15 protein-coding genes are annotated in these 17,916 nt (G+C 72.6%); 8 read left to right on the top strand and 7 right to left on the bottom strand.

Translation table 11 applies throughout. The features are described 5' to 3' along the window. Window positions 1–27: 27 nt before the first annotated feature. Window positions 28–879, bottom strand: a complete 852-nt coding sequence (locus tag WMF39_RS23775) for an MBL fold metallo-hydrolase (RefSeq protein ID WP_437747743.1) — start codon at window positions 877–879, stop codon at window positions 28–30. 130 nt (window positions 880–1,009) lie between these two features. Here WMF39_RS23775 and WMF39_RS23780 point away from each other — a divergent pair, with 130 nt between their 5' ends. From WMF39_RS23780 to WMF39_RS23805, 6 genes are all read left to right on the top strand, one after another. Further along, entirely contained in the window at window positions 1,010–2,425 is a 1,416-nt protein-coding gene (locus WMF39_RS23780; RefSeq protein ID WP_437747744.1) for a hypothetical protein, read from the top strand. A gap of 381 nt (window positions 2,426–2,806) precedes the next feature. Further along, window positions 2,807–3,655, top strand: a complete 849-nt coding sequence (locus WMF39_RS23785; protein ID WP_437747745.1) for a formylglycine-generating enzyme family protein — start codon at window positions 2,807–2,809, stop codon at window positions 3,653–3,655. Window positions 3,656–3,893: 238 nt separating this feature from the next. Beyond that, entirely contained in the window at window positions 3,894–4,751 is an 858-nt protein-coding gene (locus WMF39_RS23790; RefSeq protein WP_437747746.1) for a 1-acyl-sn-glycerol-3-phosphate acyltransferase, read from the top strand. A 240-nt stretch (window positions 4,752–4,991) separates the two neighbouring features. Next, window positions 4,992–6,419, top strand: coding sequence for a serine/threonine-protein kinase (locus tag WMF39_RS23795; RefSeq protein ID WP_437747747.1), 1,428 nt, complete (start codon window positions 4,992–4,994; stop codon window positions 6,417–6,419). Next, on the top strand, window positions 6,416–7,447 hold the full coding sequence (locus tag WMF39_RS23800) for a hypothetical protein (RefSeq protein WP_437747748.1): 1,032 nt from the start codon (window positions 6,416–6,418) through the stop codon (window positions 7,445–7,447). Before WMF39_RS23795 ends, WMF39_RS23800 begins: the two co-directional genes overlap by 4 nt. Next, complete coding sequence (locus WMF39_RS23805) at window positions 7,447–8,484, top strand: hypothetical protein (RefSeq protein WP_437747749.1); 1,038 nt, start codon at window positions 7,447–7,449, stop codon at window positions 8,482–8,484. The genes WMF39_RS23800 and WMF39_RS23805 overlap by 1 nt, the downstream gene beginning before the upstream one ends. Window positions 8,485–8,539: 55 nt before the next feature. Here the strand turns inward: WMF39_RS23805 and WMF39_RS23810 are convergent, their stop codons facing one another. The 5 genes from WMF39_RS23810 to WMF39_RS23830 form a co-directional block, all read right to left on the bottom strand. Beyond that, window positions 8,540–9,328, bottom strand: coding sequence for a hypothetical protein (locus tag WMF39_RS23810; RefSeq protein WP_437748020.1), 789 nt, complete (start codon window positions 9,326–9,328; stop codon window positions 8,540–8,542). Between the two features lie 18 nt (window positions 9,329–9,346). Then, window positions 9,347–10,069, bottom strand: a complete 723-nt coding sequence (locus WMF39_RS23815) for a DUF2914 domain-containing protein (protein WP_437747750.1) — start codon at window positions 10,067–10,069, stop codon at window positions 9,347–9,349. Window positions 10,070–10,345: 276 nt separating this feature from the next. Continuing rightward, window positions 10,346–10,540: a hypothetical protein gene (locus tag WMF39_RS23820; protein WP_437747751.1), complete on the bottom strand. Its 195-nt coding sequence runs from the start codon at window positions 10,538–10,540 to the stop codon at window positions 10,346–10,348. 300 nt (window positions 10,541–10,840) lie between these two features. Further along, the gene (locus WMF39_RS23825; RefSeq protein ID WP_437555038.1) at window positions 10,841–11,074 is read right to left on the bottom strand and encodes a hypothetical protein; all 234 of its coding nucleotides are present in this window, start codon (window positions 11,072–11,074) and stop codon (window positions 10,841–10,843) included. A 72-nt stretch (window positions 11,075–11,146) separates the two neighbouring features. Next, window positions 11,147–11,740, bottom strand: a complete 594-nt coding sequence (locus WMF39_RS23830; RefSeq protein WP_437747752.1) for a hypothetical protein — start codon at window positions 11,738–11,740, stop codon at window positions 11,147–11,149. A 228-nt stretch (window positions 11,741–11,968) separates the two neighbouring features. Between WMF39_RS23830 and WMF39_RS23835 the strand changes: the two genes are divergently transcribed. Together WMF39_RS23835 and WMF39_RS23840 are read left to right on the top strand one after the other, a co-directional pair. Continuing rightward, window positions 11,969–13,237, top strand: a complete 1,269-nt coding sequence (locus WMF39_RS23835; RefSeq protein WP_437747753.1) for a serine/threonine protein kinase — start codon at window positions 11,969–11,971, stop codon at window positions 13,235–13,237. Next, window positions 13,234–16,476 (top strand): serine/threonine protein kinase, encoded by a 3,243-nt coding sequence (locus tag WMF39_RS23840; protein ID WP_437747754.1) that lies wholly within the window; start codon window positions 13,234–13,236, stop codon window positions 16,474–16,476. Before WMF39_RS23835 ends, WMF39_RS23840 begins: the two co-directional genes overlap by 4 nt. A 195-nt stretch (window positions 16,477–16,671) precedes the next feature. Here the strand turns inward: WMF39_RS23840 and WMF39_RS23845 are convergent, their stop codons facing one another. After that, entirely contained in the window at window positions 16,672–17,487 is an 816-nt protein-coding gene (locus WMF39_RS23845) for a hypothetical protein (protein ID WP_437747755.1), read from the bottom strand. Between the last annotated feature and the right edge of the window lie 429 nt (window positions 17,488–17,916).

Genomic DNA, 17,916 nt, shown 5'->3' on the forward strand with positions numbered 1-17,916 from the left:
CGGCGGCGCCTCGGCCGGAGCGTCGTTTCATATCCCCGTGAACAGACCGAGCTGGCGCGGGGGAGCCGGCGGCCCGAGCGACGAGCGCGCCGCGCCGGACGGAGGGGCCGGCGGCGCCGCCGCGTCGAGGACGAGCGGCCCCCGAGGCGGCGCGGCGACGAGGCGCGTGCGCCGGCCGACGAGCGCGTCACGGGCGGCGTCGAGCGCGAGCTCGGGGCGGTTGTTGGCCTCGGAGAGGTGCATCAGCGCGACCGTGTGCGTGCCCCCGGGCAGCGCCGCGAGCAGCTCGCACGCCTGCGCGTTCGACAGGTGGCCCCGCGCCGAGCGGATCCTGCGCTTGAGGTGCTGCGGGTACGGGCCGGCCTCGAGCAACCCCGCGTCGTAGTTCGACTCGAGCATCACCACATCGCAGCCGGCGACGTGCTCCAGGAGCCCCGGAGGGACCTCGCCGAGATCCGTCACGAGCGCGGCCCGCCGCGCGCCGTCGTCGACGACGAGCGCGACCTGCGCCGCGTCGTGCGGCAGCGGCCTCGGCGAGAAGGTGAGCGCGCCAACCGCGAACGGCTCGCGCGACGAGAAGGCCCGGACGCGCTCTGGATCGCCGAGCTCCGCCGCGCGTGCAGTCGCCTCCGAGGCGTAGATCGGGATCTTGTGCTTCTTGTTGTACCTGGCGGCCACGCCGACGTGGTCGGCGTGCGCGTGTGTGATCACGATCGCGTCGGGCAGCAGCCTGCCGTCCGCGCCGCCCGCGGCCGCCGCCGAGAGGCACTGCTCGAGCACCCGCGGCCCGACGCCCGCGTCCACGAGGACCCGCGTGCCGCGGGAAGCGAACAGCGTGGCGTTGCCTCCGCTCCCGCTCGCGATGATGGTGATCTTCATACCGGGCTCCGGGACCGGACTACAGGCGGCTCTGTGACCCGTAGCGCAGGCGAGGGCTCGGCTGCAAGCGCGCCGAGCCGCGCGAAGCGCTCGCGACGGCGCTCGAACGACGCTACAGGGATCCCACTTCGTGGCGCCCTCCCCTCGCCCCGCTTCTGCCTCTTCCCCCGACACCGACGCGGAGGCGCCGCTCGCCGCGCCGCGCGCCCCCGGCGAGAACGGTGCGCCGCGCGCCCCCGGCGAGAGCGGCGGCGCGCCGCCAGGCGCGCGCGGCAAGCGGCGCCGCCGCGCCCTGATCGCGGCGCTCGTGGTCGTCGCCGTCGTCGCGGCCGCCGTCGCCGCGCTCGTCGTGCTCGGTCCTCCCGCGCTCCGCCGGCGCATCATCGCCGAGGCCCGCGCGCGCGGCGTCGCGCTCGATCCCGGGAAGATCGACGTCGATCTCGGCTCGATCGGCCTGCGCGACGGCCGCTTCTCTCTCCTCGGGGTGCGCGGGATCTCGGGCACGGTCGCGCGCGCCACAATCGAGCTGCGCGGTTTCTCGCCCGCGCGGATCGCGACGGAAGGCGTCGAGCTCACCCTCGTGGGGACCGACGCCCTGGAGGATCTGCCTGCGTGGGTCGCGCAGTACGGCCCGCGCGCGGCGGCGCTGCCGCTCACCACGGGCCGCGTCCGCCTGGGTCTCCGGGATCACGAAGGCGGACCGGAGGTGCTCGCGCTGGCCGACGGCGCCCTCGAGCGGCGCGCGGCCGCCCCGGTCGAGGGCGCCGCCGCGCCGCCCGGCGCGCCGCGGCCGGAGCTCGGCGTCCTGAAGCAGGCTCGCGTGCTCGTCGCCGGCAAGGAGATCGCGCGCACCGACATCGCCTGGTCCATCGGCGCAGCGTCGATCACCCTGGGCCTCGGCGGCGAGGACCTCGTCTCGGCGCCGCTCAGGGCCGAGCTCCGGCCGCGCCCCTCGCCGAGCGCCTCGATCGAGCTCGCGCCGACGCCGCTCTCCACCGTGGGCGCGCTCCTCGGCGTCGACGTCGGCGCCTCGACGATGGTCGTCGCCGGAACGCTCGAGCTGCGGCTCGCGGATGGGGCGGACCGGACCGCCCTGTCCAAAGCGCCGCTCGAAGGGCCGATCGCGCTCACGGTCAAGGGCTTCACCCTGCCCCACCCCAAGGAGCTCGACGGGCTCCTCTTCGGCAACACCACGACCGTCAAGGCGGACGCGCGCCTCTCTGCGGACCGCCAGCGCGTCGCGCTGAGCGGCGTGGAGGTCGCCGCCGGCGCGCTGAAGCTCAAAGGAACGGGCACCGTCGAGCGCAACGGCGCGGACGCCGCGATCGGGATGGATCTATCTGGATCCATCCCATGCTCGCTCCTGGCTGGCTCTGCCGCGATGTCGCACCTGACCGGCGCCGTAGGGCTGCTCGCGCGCGACCTGGTGGGCCGCGCGCTCGCGGGCTCGGTGGCGGTCCAGGTCCGCGTCGACGCGCGCGCGAGCCGGCTGACCGCCGCGCGTGTCACACCGAGCGCGATCCTCCGATGTAAGCTCCGCTTCTAGCGCGTCGCTCGGCCGCGCCGGGTCCCGCGACCCGGAACCGAGAACCCGAATCCCGGGAGGAGAGATCGGTACGGCACCAACGAAGCGAACAAGCCGTGGAATTTTCTCTTCCTGGCGTTCAAGGTACCCCGCTCGCGGCTCGACGGTTGATATGCTTTTTCCCGGCGCTGTCGCGTCCGAGCACCGCTGTCGCGCGTTGCCGCCCTCTGCGGGTGAACTCCGTCCGAGCGCCACGAGGATCGATGAGGGAGGAAGGCGGAGGACGAATGTCGATGTCGAGGACGATCTGACGCGATGAACCACGGCGCGGAGCACGGGAAGCGCGGCGCACGCTCGACGCGCGACGGCCGCTCTGACACGTTGTCCGATGAGGAGCCCGCAATGCGCTCTGGAGCTCTCCCCCTCGCCGCTCGGCTCACCTCGCTGCTAGGGCTCGTGGCGTTCTTCAGCGCTGCCTGCGACGGCGGTCTCGGCGCCGGCATGGACGACGCCCCAGGCGGCGGGGGCGCGGCGGCGGCGTCGTCCTCCTCGTCGGCGTCCGTGACATCGGGCGGAGGCAGCGGCGCGGGAGACGGCGGGGGCCCCGGAGAAGGCGGCGGCGGGGGAGGCAGCGACGGAACCGACGAGCAGGACTTCCCTCTCGACACGACGCCCCCGGCGCCCTGCCCGCCCGACATGGCCGAGGTCCAGGGATACTGCATCGATCGCTTCGAGGCGCCGAACGTGGAGGGCGCCCTGCCGCTCGTCATGGAGAGCGCCGTCTCGGCGCGCGCCTGGTGCGAGGAGCGCGGAAAGCGCCTCTGCACCGAGGACGAGTGGGACACGGCGTGCCAGGGCCCCGAGGCGTTCGTCTATCCGTACGGGAACACCCACGAAGCGGAGCGCTGCAACGACAACAAGACGTGGAGAGCGCCCGACGAGGGCGCGCTCGGCTCCTGGCCTTCCGACGAGGCGCTGGCCGAGGTCCAGGCGCTGTACCAGGCCGAGCCGAGCGGCTCGCGACCCGGGTGCGCGAGCGCGTTCGGCGTCCACGACATGACGGGGAACGTCGAGGAGTGGGTGGTGCGCACCCGATACCACGTCAACGAGTATCCTCACGTCCTCAAGGGCTGTTACTGGTCCGGCTGCTTCGGCGGCGCGAAGCCGCGGTGCGGCTCCACGAACCCGGCGCACGGGGACGGGTTCCGCTACTACGAGACCGGCTTCCGGTGCTGCCGTGACGTCGAGTGAGCGAGCCGGCGGCGACGATCCGGCCCTCCGGTCCACACGCGCGCGGCTCGAGGGCGCGGCGCGCAGCGGGCGTTCGGCGCGACCGCAGGCGGCGCGGCGCGGGTGACGGACGCGAACCCGCGCCGAGGCCTCGCGGCAGGTGTCCTGAACGAACCGCTTCCCCTCGGTTCGGCCGCACGCTAGGGCACCGTGAACGGTGCTGACCTTACCGAGAGAGCCTCGCCCCAGCCTTGACCTCGTGAAGGACGCGATCGCGGCGTTCGCGCTCAAGGGCCGCGGGCGCGCCCGCCCGGACGATCTCGACGCGCGCGACCCGGCGTTCATCGCCCGGGTGCTCCCGCTGCTCGGCTTCCTCTACGACGACTACTTCCGCTGCGAGACAGAGCTCGAAGAGCAGCTGCCCGACGGCCCCTTCCTCGCCGTGAGCAACCACAACGCGATGACGGGAATGCCCGATATGTACTGCCACATGACGGCGTTCTGGCGCCTTTATGGGCCCTCGCGGCTGTCCTACGGGCTGATGCACGATCTCCCGTTCAACGTCCCGAAGGCCGGCGCCTGGCTCAACGCCTGCGGCGCCATCGCCGCGAGCCCGGAGAACGGGCGGCGAGCGCTCGCCCGCGGCGCGGCAGTCCTGGTCTTCCCCGGCGGCGATCTCGACGCGTGCAAGCCCACCTCGGCGCAGTACACTATCCGCTTCGGCCGGCGCCGCGGCTTCGTCCGGCTCGCCATCCGCGAGGGCGTGCCGATCGTGCCGATCGTGAGCGTGGGGGCGCACCAGTCCCTCTACATCGCCACGGATGGGAGCAGGCTGGCCAGGTGGCTCCGCCTCCCCGAGCTCGCGCGCTCGAACGTCGCGCCGCTCGGCCTCGCCTTGCCGTGGGGGCTCATCGCCGGCATCCCGATCCCCCATGTGCCCCTGCCGGTGAAGATCCACACGAGGGTGCTCCGCCCGCTGCACCTGGGGCTCCCGAGAGAGGCCGCGAGCGACCCGGACGAGGTCGAGCGCGCATTCGCGCGGATCGTCGAGCGCATGGAGGCCGGGCTGGACGAGCTCCGCGCGGCGGGCAGGCACGGTCTCTTCCCGCGTGGTTGATGGGCCGCGTGGTTGATGGGCCGCGCGGTTGATGGGCCGCGCGGTTGATGGGCGGCGTGGTTGACAGGCGAACCGCAGGAGAATGGCGGCGCCGTGGCGTGCAGTGACGTCCGGAGCGCGCCCATGGCCCGAGCGGGCGGCGCGCGGCGCTCCAAAACCAGCGGACGCGCGACAAAGGGCGCTGGGCCTCGCGCGGCGCTCGGAAAACCGAGTCCGTTCATGTAGGCTTGAACGCCAGCCGTGACCCCCGACCGCACCGCGCAGCTCCTCGCACCGCTGGCCCAGCCGGGAGAGCTCATCGCAGCCAAGTACCGCGTCGAGCGGGTCGTGGCCATCGGCGGAATGGGCGTCGTGCTGGCGGCGCGCAACGAGGATCTCGACCAGAAGGTCGCCATCAAGATCCTGCGCCAGGACGCCCTCGCGAACCAGGAGGCCGTCACGCGCTTCCTGCGGGAGGCGCGGACGGCGGCGCGCCTGTCGGGCGAGCACGTCGCGCGCGTGTTCGACGTCGGCACCACCGAGACCGGCGTGCCCTTCATGGTGATGGAGTTCTTGACCGGGCTCGATCTCCAGCAGGTCATCGATACCCACGGTCCGCTGTCCATCCAGGACGCTGTCGATTACGTACTGCAGGCGCTCGAGGCCGTGGCCGAGGCGCACGCGGCCGGCGTCGTCCACCGGGACATCAAGCCTTCGAATCTGTTCCTCGCCGAGCACGCGGACGGCACACGGCACATCAAGGTCCTCGATTTCGGCATCTCGAAGGGGCAAGGCCTCGACTCGCCCGCGGAGCCGGGGCTCACGTCGACGAAGCAGGTGATGGGCTCGCCCGGGTACATGTCGCCCGAGCAGATGATGGCGCCGAGGACCGTCGACGGGCGCGCCGACGTCTGGTCGTTCGGTGTGCTGCTCTACACGCTGGTGACGGGCGAGCCGCCATTCCAGGGCGAGACGGTCGCCGCGGTGATGGCGAACATCCTGCACCAGCCGGTGCCGCGGCTCCGCGACAAGCGCAGCGACGCGCCGGCCACGCTGGAGCGGATCGTCTCGCGCTGCCTGGAGCGCGACGTGAGCGAGCGGTACGCCAACGTCGGCAAGCTCGCGCAGGCCCTCGAGCCGCTCGGGTCGAGCTTCGCGAAGCTCTCGACCTCGCGCATCCAGAGCGCGATCGGCGCGGCGTCGCCGGCCGGACAGACATTGCTCAACTCGAGGGCGGCCGAGGACAGCGACAGGCTGTCCGGCGCGTCATGGTCGCACACGAGCAACCGGCGCCGCTCGCGGCGCAGGCTGCTCGTCGCCGCCGGCGTGGCCGCGTTGCTGACCAGCGCGGCCGGGGCGGGCGTGTGGCTGGTCGCGAGCGTGCGCGTGGCGTCGCAGGCGCCGAGCGCCGCCGTGTCACAACAGCCCGAGCGCGCCGCGGTCGACGCGCTCGGGCCCGAGTCCCCCGCTGCAGCGCGGGGCGCTCCGGCCGCGACCGCCAGCGCCACGACCGAGGCGTCGAGCCCGGCGGCGCCGCCGGTCCCTGCGCCGAGCGCGGCTCCCACGGGCAGCGCTGCGGCCGACGCGCGCCCGAAGGCGACCGCCTCCGGAGCGCCGCTCAAGCCGGGCCACCCGCCGAGACCGCCGAGGTCGACCAGCGAGGACGAGATGCTGAGGAGCCGCCATTGAGATCGTTACGAGCGCGACACGCGGGCGCATGGCTCGCGCTGCTCTGTGGGACCAGCCTGACCTCACCGCTCCTGGCGCAGCCGACCGCGGCGGACAAGGCGCTCGCCGAGGGGCTGTTCCAGGACGGCAAGAAGCTCATGGACGAGGGCAAGCTCCAGGAGGCCTGCCCGAAGCTCGCAGAGAGCCAGCGCGTGGATCCCACGGTCGGGACGCTGCTGAACCTGGCGGTCTGCCACGAGAAGGAGGGCAAGACGGCCAGCGCATGGGCCGAGTTCACGGAGGCGTCCTCGCTCGCGGCGAGCGCCGGACAGCAGGATCGCGCCCAGTTCGCGGCCAAGCGCGCGTCCGAGCTGGAGGTCAGGCTGACGCGTCTCGTCCTGGACGCGGCGCAGGCGACGCAGGCGGCTCCTGCGATGACGATCACGCTGAACGGCAAGGAGCTGAGCGCCACCGCGGCCACGGGCTCGGGCATCCCCGTGGATCCGGGCACGGCGACGGTCGAGGCCAAGGCGCCGGGCAAGCAGCCCTGGTCGCAGCGGGTGACGCTCGACCCCGGGCCCAGCACGACGCGGGTGACCATCCCGCCGCTCGCGGACGTCGCCGTTCAGGGGGCGAAGGCGGCTCCCCCTGCCCCGCCGCCTGCCCGTCCGGAGGCCGCGAAGCCCGAGGCGACCGGCAACCCGATGCGCGCGCTCGGCTTCGTCGCTGGCGGCGTCGGGATCGCCGGGATCGGCGTGGGGGCGGTGTTCGGGGTGCTGACGATACGGAAAGCGGGGGATGTCGAGGAGGGGTGCAGCGGCAGCTTCCGCTGCAGCCACGCGGACGTCGAGGCGAACGAGAGCGCCCGGACGACCGCGATGGTCTCGAACATCGCGGTCGGCGCCGGGCTTGTGTGCCTCGGGGCCGGCCTCGCGATGGTGCTGATGTCCCCTCGTTCGCCGGAGCAGGCTGCCACGGTCGAGCGCGTGTGGGTCGCGCCCAGCGTCGCTTCGGACGGGGGGACCGTGGTGCTCGGAGGCCATTGGTGATGCGAAGCTCGAAGTGCTCTGCCGTGACGCTGGCGCTCGCCGCGCTCGCGCCGGGCCTCAACGGCTGCGCCGAGATCGCGGGGCTCGAGGATCGCCAGGTGATCCAGCTGATGACGATCGCCGAAAACCAGGCGGACCCTCGCGCCATCGCGCTCGACGAGGAGGCGATCTACTGGATCAACAGGGGGAATGACGGGAGTCAGGGGAGCTTCACGGGCGGCGCGCTCCGGAGGCAGATCAAGGATGACTGGGCGGTCATCGATCTGCTCGGGCCTTCCAACGAGGTGCCCGACGCGATCGCGCTGGACGCGACTCACGTCTACTGGTCGAGCACCGACGCCGCCTTCCAAGGCGACTGCGACCCCGACGCGGGGGATACCCGAGACAAGCTGCTGAAGCTACCGAAAGCAGCACCGATTCCCGCCGCTGGCGGGGAGATGCTGTGGGGTAGCTGCGGCGCCGCAAGCGCGATCGCGCTGAGCACCGACAACGTCTACAGCGCTCGGCCGAACGCCAACCGCATCACCTCGGTGTCCAAGCAAGGCGGCAGTCGAACGAATCTGACGGAGGGCGGCGAGCCGCTCTACGTCGTGATCGACGGCTCCCTCGTCTACTGGACCGATCCCAAGAACAAGACGCTCTCGGTCATCGATATCAGCGGTGATGCCCCCAAGAAGGAGCTCTTCTCGGAGCTCGAACCGCCGGGGCTGCTCGTGCTGGATGAGGCCAACCTCTACTGGCTCCACGGGAACAACGTCATGCGGTTTCCGCGGAGCGGAGCGGACGGAGACGCCGCAGTGCTCCTCCTCGACAAAGAGCTGCCGAGCCCTCCCGCCGGGATCGCGACGTATGGGGACTACCTTTACATCACCGTCCAGGAGGCAAAGAGCGTCTACCGGCTCCGCAAGGACGGCGCCGGCGGTCCGCAAGAGATCGCGGCGAATCAAGAGGGCCCGACGGGCATCGCCGCGGACGGGACGGGCGTCTACTGGACGAACTCCGGTTCGGGACAGATCGTCCGCTTCAACGACGAGTGACGCGCAGCCGCCGGCCTGGCGGTCGCCTTGCGCGGACCGCTGGGTCCTCCTGGGCTCAATCGATCTGCAGGTGGTAGTGGGGCGGCCGCGACTCCTCGAGCGCGAACACGCCCCCGACCTCGTCGACCCCCTCGAGGAAGGCGCGCTTCTCCGCGGGTGTCATGTCCCGGTTCCGGATGTCGACGGCGCCCTCCCGGAGGTGCGCCGAGATGAACACGCCGCGATCGATCTGGGCGCGGATCACCCGCTCGAGGGCGGCGATCATGGCCTCCGGCGGGTGCTCGGCCGAGCGCCCCTCCTCGTAGGCGCTCTTGATCTCGCGCGCCGCCGTCTTGTCCTTGTAGAGGCCGAGGACATCGGCGCCGTGCCGGAAGAGCTCGTGCATCGCCTCGGCCTGCCGCGCGGGATCCCGCGTGCCGCTCGTGACCACGAGCTCCTTTCCGGTCCGCCGGAAGTAGGCGGACGCGATCTCCGCGACCTTCTGCTCCACGACGGGCGCGAGCTCGACGCCAGGCAGGACCACGTAGCGGCGCTCCTCGTCGGCCTCCGCCGGCGTCGTGCCGGGCGCCGGAGTGCGCGCGGGCGGCTCGGCGTCGGGGGGCTCGTCCTCGTCGCTCTCCTGGACGTGCAGCGAGAGCACCCGGGCCGTGGGACCGTCGGGGACCCAGAAGCCGAACCACCCTACCTGCGCGCCGGGGGCGGGGGCGGTCGCCGGCGGGCGTGGCGTCCCGACAGGCTCGGGCGCCGGCGCGGCCCGGGAGACGCAGCCTCCCGCAGCGAGCGCGAGGGCGATGACGGCGGCGCGGCGAGCGCCCTGGAGAGCGGAGGAGCGCGAGCACAACATGCGAGCCACGGGCGCCTCCTACTTCGTGATCGTGAACGAGGCGCGCGCGAGCTCCTTGCCCGCCGCGTCGCTGACCGTCACCGACCAGAGCCCCGCCGCGCGCGCCTTCCTCGTGGCAGCCCACGTACGGAAGCGCCGCTGCGCGCCGACCGCGAGGGGGATGCGCAGCGGCGCGCTGCCATCGGGCGGCGTGAAGGCGACGCTGATCTCCGAGGTGGCCTGGTCCTTGTTCGAGAGCTCGACGAACGCGTAGAGGCGGTCGATCTCCGCGCTCGCGAACGAGGTCGCCGGCTCGATCGGCTCGCGGCCGGCGATGCCCTTCGAGACGACGAGCCGCATCACCTGGAGTTCGGGCGCCCGAGCGGCGCCCTCTCCCACGCCACCCTGCGCCGCGCCCGCGGCGGTGCGCGCCTCCTGAGCCGACCCCGACCTGCGGCGACGCTCCCGCGCCGGGCCGCGGGCGGGCGACGCGTCCGCCGCGTCGAGGCGGTCGGCGTCGCTGCGGCCCTCGTCCGCGGCAGCGCCGCTCACGGCGGCCCGGATCGGCACCGCCGCGTCCGATCGCGCCTCGCCCGCCGCCGCCGCGCTCGCCTGCCCCTCGGACCCGCCGCCCGGCCTCCCCTCCGCCGCGCGGCTCAGCGCGGGAAGCTCTTCCCGGGAGATCCGCGCGATCGCCTCGCTCGGATCGCTGCAACCGAGCCCCGCCCCGCCGAGAGCAGCGGCGACGAGCGCCAGGACCATGGTTTTCCGTGTCGTTCCCCGGGTGTCCACACCGACGAGGTGCCACGATTCAGCGGAGGGGGCGAAAAAACGGCAACCCGACGGCCAGCGACCCAGCGGCGCGCGCCAGACTCACGAGGGCTCGTCACCGCACGCTGGACGTGGGGTCCGGGACGCAGCCATCCCGAGGCTCCGAGCTCTCATCAGGAAATCCCTGAGATGTGGCAGCACCGCGTCGCGATGTGCCGGCGCTCCGATGGGAGCGCACGTCCGCAAGGCGCCTCGCGGCGCTCCGGGTCAGTGCTTCGGACGGGACCGGCGCGGACCGTTGGTCGACTCGCCCTCTGGCGTCGTGGCGAAGCTGGTGATCGCGCTGTCTTCGATCATCAGGATGAGCAGGCCCCCGCTCGCGCCTCGTGCCGTCCTCGCCCGGGATCCCTGGCTTGTCTCCCGCGACGGGTGGTCCGAGCTCTCCGCTGAGATCCGCTTCATCTCCAACTCCTTCAAGACTTCAGTCCTGCTGTCAACGCCCCGGCCGTCTGACCTGCGTGGACTTCCGTGCACCGCGTCTGGGGCGAAAACTGAACCGGGCGCGAGAACGCCAATGTTCGCAGAATAGTCACGGATCCGACTGAAAATCACCTGGAAAGCGCCACGCCCGGGCGAGTTCTTTCCGGCAGAGGCTCAGGCGTCGCTCAGGTGTCGCTCAGGTGTCTATTTTCGTTTCAACTGGGATCTATTGGGATTTCATCGGGATTTCCGCGGGAGGTCACGCGGCAGCGCGACAGGGATTCAGCGGCGGCCGAAGCCGGACAGCTGGCGGGTTGCGGCCACCACCTCGTCGCAATCGATACAGCGCATGAGCCCGTCGACGAGTTCCATGCTACCGAGGCTGCCGCACTCCGGGCAGCGGTTGGCGAGCTGGTGCTTGCTCTCCTCGCAGAGCCGGCTCTGCTCCGCCTCGGCCTCCGCCTCGACACGGAAGATCTCGGCCGGCGTGCGCGCCTCTCGCTTTCGGTCGTCCATGGCGCGCAACGTATCATGTGCTCGGCGCGCGCCGCGAGCGCCGCGCTCGCAGCCGCTCGGCCTCTCGCTCGCTCACCGCGCGGACTCGATCATGCTCCGGAACGCCGACCGCGCCGACTGCACGGTCTCGTCAGGCCCGACGATCCTGAAGAACCAGTTTCCGCGATCCGGCGTCCTCACCGCCGCGCCGACGAGCCGGTAGTTGTCCTTCACCATCTCCACGGGCGATCGCTTGCGAGCGCCGGACTGCGGCCCGAGCGCGATCTTGTAGGTGCCGGCCACCTCGACCAGCTCGACCGGCATGCCGCGCACCTCGAGCGACGCGCGCCTGGCCTTCGCCCCGACGTCGCCATCGAACTGCGCGAACCACTCGTTGAAGCGCGCGTCGACGTCTCCCTTGCTCCCCGGACCGAACGAGAGGACCTGCACCTCGGCGTCCTCCTTGTCGTTCGCCGCCCTCGGCACATTGTAGAGGGCCTTGCGCGGGCCGGCGCGCGGCACGTCGAGCGCAGCCCAGCTCCCCGGAACGTCCCACGCGAGCAGCGCGGCGGATGGCGCGCTGGAGACGGCCGGCGGCGGCTCCGGCTCCGCCGGGGTCCTCGAGCAGGCCGAGACCGCGAGCGCCATCATCGCCGCTCGAGCGAACGACACCCGGCGTGGGAGCATGGGGGCGGTTCTACCACCGCGCCCTCCATCGAGGCGCAGGATTTCGATACCCCGCGCGGCAGGGAACCGCGATCCTCTCCTCCGGCGACGAGCCGCCCGAGCGGGGGACGTCGCGCTCGCTGGAGGGGCCCGGCCGCGATCCGGGCGCGGGCTCGGGTGTAAGCCATCGGCCCTGCTCGCACGTAGAAGAGACGCCCCGGTCAGGGAGAGGGAGAGGAGACGGCGCGCATGGATCAGATCGGCGAGTACCTCGTTCGACGCCTCGTCGGCGAGGGCGGGATGGGCAAGGTCTACGAGGGCGAGGAGCGCCTGTCGCGCCGGCGCGTCGCGCTGAAGGTGCTCCGCCCCGAGCTCGCCCGGAGCGAGCAGGGACGCCGGCTCTTCCTGAACGAGATGCAGATCCTCGCGCACCTCGAGCACCCGAACATCGTCCGGAGCCTCGCCAGCATCGAGGCCTCTGGCGAGCTCGTGATGGTGCTCGAGTACCTGGACGGCCAGACGCTGCGGTCCGTCCTTGGCGCCGCCGGCCGCCTTCCCTGGCCGGAAGCGGTGCGGATCACGGCCAGCGTGGCGAGCGCCCTCGCGGCGGCTCACGGGCAGCAGCCGCCCGTGATCCACCGCGATCTCAAGCCCGAGAACATCATGGTGCAGCGGGATGGCGGCGTGAAGGTGATGGACTTCGGCATCGCCAAGGTCGTGGAGGCGATGAACCAGACCAACACGCAGAGCGTCGGCACCCTGCAGTACATGAGCCCGGAGCAGATCGACGCGCGATCCATCGATCACCGCTCGGATCTCTACTGCCTGGGGCTCATCCTGTACGAGGCGCTCTCCGGCAGCCCGCCGTTCCAGTCGGCGTCGCCGCGGGAGCTGCTCAACCTGCAATGCACGGCGGAGCCGCCGCCGCTCAGCGACGACGTGCGGAGCGGGCTGCCCCGCGGCGTCGAGCAGCTGCTCTTCCAGCTGCTCGAGAAGGCGCCCGAGGATCGGCCGTACCTCGCTCAGGACATCGTGGATCGGCTGGAGCCGTTCCAGACCGCGGTGAACGCGCCGCTCCGCGCCGGTGACCGCGTCCGCGCGAGCGCGCCGCACCGCGCCGGCGATCACGACCGCGAGAGCGCGCCGCTCCGCGCTGGCGACCGAGACCGCGAGAGCGCGCCGCTCCGCACCGGTGACCGAGACCGAGCGAGCTCGCCTCACCGCACCGGCGATCGCGGCCGCGCCAGCGTGCCGCACCGCGCCGACGACCACGACCGCGCGAGCTCGCCGGGCGCCGCGCGCGTCACAGGCGGAGCGGACGCGCCTCGCGCCGACACGATCGCGCTCGTCGAGCAGATCGACCGGCCGCGCGACGTCCCGACCCGGCTCGCGATCGCGATCATCGCGACGCTGTCGGCGCTCGCGGGCCTCGGGACCTGCGCGCTGCGCTCGACGAACGGCGCGCAGGAGCCGCCCGCCAGCACCGCGACGCCGGCCGCCCCGGAGGGGGCGCGGTGAGGCGAGCGTCGCCAGAGCAGGCAGGCTACACGGAAGGCGCGCCCCTCCCGGCCGTGGGCTGCGCCGCGCGATGGCGCTGCGGCGCGGGCGCAGGAGAAGAGCTGTGGCGGCTCGGCGCGGCGGACCAGGACGCTCCGGCAGGGCCCGAGCCCCAGGCCGTCGCGACGCGCCTCCTGTCGCTCGGAAGCGCCGGCGTCGGCGGCTTCATCGACGGCGGCGTCGCCTCGCCGGCCGAGGGCGAGCGCGCCGCCGCGGCGAGCCCGGACGGCGCGCGCGTCTGGCTCGCGCGGCGGCTCGCGGGCGCGCCCCTCTCGGACTGGATGCGCGCGCGGCGCGGGCCCATCCCCTTCCAGGAGGCGCTCGGGCTCGCCATCCAGGTCGCCCGCGCGCTCGCCGCGTGCGAGCGCGCCAGCCTGTTCCCCGGTCCGCTCTCGCCCGACGCGGTCCTCGTGGACGACGCGGGCCGCGTGACGCTGCCCGCGAGCGCGCTCGTCGCCGCCCTCGTCGGCGGGTCGGCGATCCGCGGCGCCGCCACGGCGCCCCGCGCCGAGGGCGCGCGGGTGTCCTCGGAGATCCCGCCGCTCTGGACGCCGCCCGCGCAGGCCGACGGCGCGATCTGGGACAGCGCCGCGAACCGGTACGCGCTCGGGCTCGTGCTCTACCGCCTGCTCGCGGGAGAGCACCCGTTCGCGGGCGCTGGCCTGCGGCACGCGCTCGGCGAGGCCGCCCGCGCGGAGCCGCCGCCGTTCATCGAGGGCGTCGCGACCTCGCTCCCCGCGGGCCTGCAGGGGTACGTGCTGCGGCTGCTCCATCCAGATCCGTCGGAGCGGCCGCCGCGCGCCGAGGAGATCGCCGATGCGCTGAGCGGGTTCCTCGAAGAGCGCCCGCCGGCGCTTCCGGTGCACGCCGCCCGGACCTCCCGTCGCGCTGGCGCGGCCACCTCGGCGAGGACCGGCCCCGCCCCGCGCGAGCGCGCGCGCCCGGGCGACGCGAGCGGCGCGAGTGACGCGGGCGACGCGGGCGACCACCCCCCGCCGCGCGGCCCAGCCGGCGCCGCGGCGCGGCTGTGGCGGATCGCGCCGCTCGGCGCCGGCGCGCTGATCGCGTCGGCCGCGCTCGCGCTCTCGCGGGGTGAGCCCGGTCCAGCGGCGCCGCGCGCGGTCGCCGTCGCGCCGGTCGCGCCGCTCGCGCAGGCGCGGACGGCGGCGGAGGACTGCGCGGCGTGCCACGGCCGCCAGGCCGCGGAGTGGCGCCGCTCGGTGATGGCGCACTCGGTGAAGAGCCCGCTCTTCAACGCGCTGGAGAGCCTCATCGAGGAGCAGGTCGGGCGCACCGCCGACTGCCCGAACGGCGCGGGCATCCTGCGCAAGGCCGATCCCGCGCGCGCCTGCCGCGACGGGCGGAGCGGCGTCGCCGTCACCGGCTCGGGCGGCGAGCACTGGTGCGTGAACTGCCACAGCCCGGCGGAGAACCTCGACGCCGCGATGCCCGCGTGGGACGGCCGCGCCGGCGGCGATCCCCGCACGCGCCTCCCCGTGCGCGACCTGCTCACCCGGCGCGGCCTGGAGGGGATCTCCTGCAGCTTCTGCCATCAGGTGCACGGCCCGGTCGGCCCGCGCGGGCGCGCCGGGTACCAGGGCAACCCGACGTGGACATCCTTCGTGACGGGCGCCGTCTTCCCTGCGCGTCCCGAGGACGGCCGCGGCCTGTTCGGGATCGCGAACAGCGGCTACGACCTCCGCCCCGAGGAGCTGCTGCTCCCCTCGGGTCAGGGCGCGGCCGCGCGCGCCGGGCTCCAGCCGACGGGATCGGCGGGCGCGGTCGAGCCCGTTGTGCACGGTCGCCCGTCGGCGAGCGCGAGGGCGTACCTGCGCTCCAGCGAGTTCTGCGGGGCTTGCCACGACGTGCGCCTCTTCGGCAGCGACAGCCTCGCCGCGGCGCGGGGCGAGCACTTCAAGCGGCTGCGCAACGCTTACACCGAGTGGTCGGACTGGGCGCGGTCCGAGGAGCGCGCGGGCCGCCCGGCGGCGACCTGCCAGGACTGCCACATGAGCACCTACCCGGGCGTCTGCGAGGCGGCCCCGGCGGCGAGCGGAGCGCAGGCGTCGCCGGGAGATCCCGAGTGCCCGCCCGGCACGCGCTTCGCCCCGCGGAGGCCTGGCGCGCGCCCGCGGGGCCGGATCGCGGATCACTCCACCGCTCCGGCGGACGTCGCGACCCATTACTTCTCCGGCGTGGATGTGCCGCTGTCGGACGAGTTCCCCGACGCGCTCATCGATGAGCCGTCGCTCGACGTGCACGGCATTCCGGCGAGCGCGCGCCGCCGCCGCGATCTCTTGCTCCGCCACACGTTCCGCTTCGAGCTCGGCGCCGCGCGCCGCGCCGGCGCGGCCGGGGATCGCGTCGAGATCCCGGTCGAGATCGAGAACACCGGCGCCGGGCACAAGGTGCCGGCCGGCTTCAGCCAGGAGCGCGAGTTCTGGGTTCACCTCGTGGTGAGGGATGGAGAGGGGCGTGTGGTCTACGAGGTCGGCCGGATCGACCGCGCCGACGAGGATCTGAGAGACAAGGTGTTCGCCCGGGTGACCACCGATCCAGAGGCGAACAGCCCCTTCGCGCCGGCGGGCGCTCCAGGCGGGCTGTTCGGCGCGGATGTGCGTGACGGGCCTGATGTCCCCCTCTGGACTCCACCTCCACGGCTCGGCGGCACCTCGTTCCGGGGGCGAGGGCTCATCAACTTTCAGAACGGCTTTCTGCGCTGTGTCCGATGCATCGGCGTCGTGGCCGCAGACGGCACCTGCCAGGCCGGGCCCGGCCAGGGGCTGCACCACGCCGATCGGTTCACGGACGGCGATTACGACCTGGACACCGGCGCTTGCGGCTCGAACCTCTCCGGGCAGAACGCCTTTCTCGAGGTTTATTTTCCGGTCGGCGCCCTGGACGCGAGCCGGGGCGTCATCAAAGGGCCGGACGCGATCATCGATACGCGCTCCGTACCGCCCGGCGTGCCGATCCGGTACACCTACGATCTCCGCACCGGCCAGCGGCGCGGCCCGCTCCGGGCCGAGGCGAGGCTGCTCTTCCGGGCGTTTCCCCCGTTCCTGATCCGCGCCTTCGCCGCGTACGAGCGGGAGCAGGCGCGGCGCGGACTGCGGCCGACCGGCTCGCTGGTCACCGACGCGATGCTCGAACGCCTCGAGATCGTCGAGCTCGCGCGGACCGAGGTCGAGATCCCCTGAACCGAGGTCGCCGCGATGGAGCAACGGACGCAACAGACGCAACAGACGCCAGCGACGCGACGGACGAGGCAGGCACCTCGACGCGCCGGCCGACAAAAAGGGGCGAGCCCCTACCCCGGCCTGCGGGGTAAGGGCTTCGCTGGTCAGGCGTTGACGAGCTCAGCGCGCCGTGGTCATGAAGAGCGTCGCCGTCGATCAGGGAGGGGGCGGGGGCGGCTCGGTCGGGAGCGGCTCGGGCAGCTTGAACAGCCTGCCGATCCGGTAGGGGCGCTTGGAGGGGGAGTAGTAGCTCGTAGTCGACGCCGTGACGCTCCACGTGTAGCCGAGCAGGATGCCCGAGAACGAGTCGGTGTACACGCGCACGTAGCCCGTCCCGGCGCCCGGCTCCATGTAGCCGCCCATGCACTGCCCGCTCCACCGGCTGTCCGTGTACTTGCCGCTGCACCCGTGCGACGTGCTGGTCGAGTCCGCGATCGGCACAGCGAACTGTTCCGTCCCCGAGTAGCGGGGGTTGATCTGCGGGAGGATCTTCTCCGGCGCGCCGGTGATGATCATCGTGTGGCCGGCGTAGTAGTTGTCATCACCGGGGAGGCCCACGGCGCCGATGGTGAAGACATCACCCTTCTGGATGTCGACCGCCCGTTCGACACGGCGGAAGTACGTCTCGAACCCGGAAGGGGTCGCGCCGACCTTCGGGCTCGTGTTGATGATATCGAAATAATAATCGGACGACGGGCTGTTCTTGCCCCACATCGCATAGATGTCCTGCTGGGCGTACCCCATCGCCTTCTGCAGCGACAGCGTGAAGAAGCACGCGGCCTTGGTCATGCCGGTCCACGCCTTCGACTGGTCAGCGTCGTCCCAGTTCATGAAGCACTCGGGTTCAGTGCCCCACTCGTTGCTGACGGAGTTGTCGATGAACTCGAGCGCCCAGTCCTCAGCGCCCTTCGCGCTCGCGGAAGCCGAAGCGAGCGTGATGAAAGACGCGGCAGCCAGGGAAGCAACAGCCAAACTCGTCGTGCGCCTACTCATACTTCTACCTCGTAGATTTGGAATGACATTGCATGTGCACTCATGAACAGATGCTAGTCATTTCATGCCGAACCCTCAAACGAACCCTGGCGCCGAAGATGCCGAGTCTAGCAGGATGGATATTCACTGTAATCGGCCTGGGTGTCAAGGCATTTTCGGGACGCTCGTCCTTTTTCTGCACCTTCTTGAACGTGAAGTAAGACCATGTCGTCCCTTAAGACAGCGGATGCGCGACGGTGTGGAGCGACGGTATCCGACGCCATGACACGCCGGCCTCGTCTGCTTCGCGTCCACGTCCACGTCCGCGTCCACGTCCGCGCTCTTCGCGCCGGTTGTGCTCCTTGCGCTCCTTGCGCTCCTTGCGCTCCTTGCGCTCGTTGCGCTCCTCGCCCAGCTTGCCCCGCTCCT

It is taken from the genome of Sorangium sp. So ce1504 (genome assembly GCF_051521635.1).
GTDB classification, from domain to species: Bacteria; Myxococcota_A; Polyangia; order Polyangiales; family Polyangiaceae; genus Sorangium; species Sorangium cellulosum_B.

Coding starts and splice junctions, on each gene's coding strand:
- WMF39_RS23785 (WP_437747745.1), top strand. CDS start 2,807: ATGCGCTCTGGAGCTCTCCCCCTCGCCGCTCGGCTCACCTCGCTGCTA.
- WMF39_RS23805 (WP_437747749.1), top strand. CDS start 7,447: ATGCGAAGCTCGAAGTGCTCTGCCGTGACGCTGGCGCTCGCCGCGCTC.
- WMF39_RS23835 (WP_437747753.1), top strand. CDS start 11,969: ATGGATCAGATCGGCGAGTACCTCGTTCGACGCCTCGTCGGCGAGGGC.
- WMF39_RS23830 (WP_437747752.1), bottom strand. CDS start 11,740: ATGCTCCCACGCCGGGTGTCGTTCGCTCGAGCGGCGATGATGGCGCTC.
- WMF39_RS23825 (WP_437555038.1), bottom strand. CDS start 11,074: ATGGACGACCGAAAGCGAGAGGCGCGCACGCCGGCCGAGATCTTCCGT.
- WMF39_RS23810 (WP_437748020.1), bottom strand. CDS start 9,328: ATGTTGTGCTCGCGCTCCTCCGCTCTCCAGGGCGCTCGCCGCGCCGCC.
- WMF39_RS23820 (WP_437747751.1), bottom strand. CDS start 10,540: ATGAAGCGGATCTCAGCGGAGAGCTCGGACCACCCGTCGCGGGAGACA.
- WMF39_RS23815 (WP_437747750.1), bottom strand. CDS start 10,069: ATGGTCCTGGCGCTCGTCGCCGCTGCTCTCGGCGGGGCGGGGCTCGGT.
- WMF39_RS23775 (WP_437747743.1), bottom strand. CDS start 879: ATGAAGATCACCATCATCGCGAGCGGGAGCGGAGGCAACGCCACGCTG.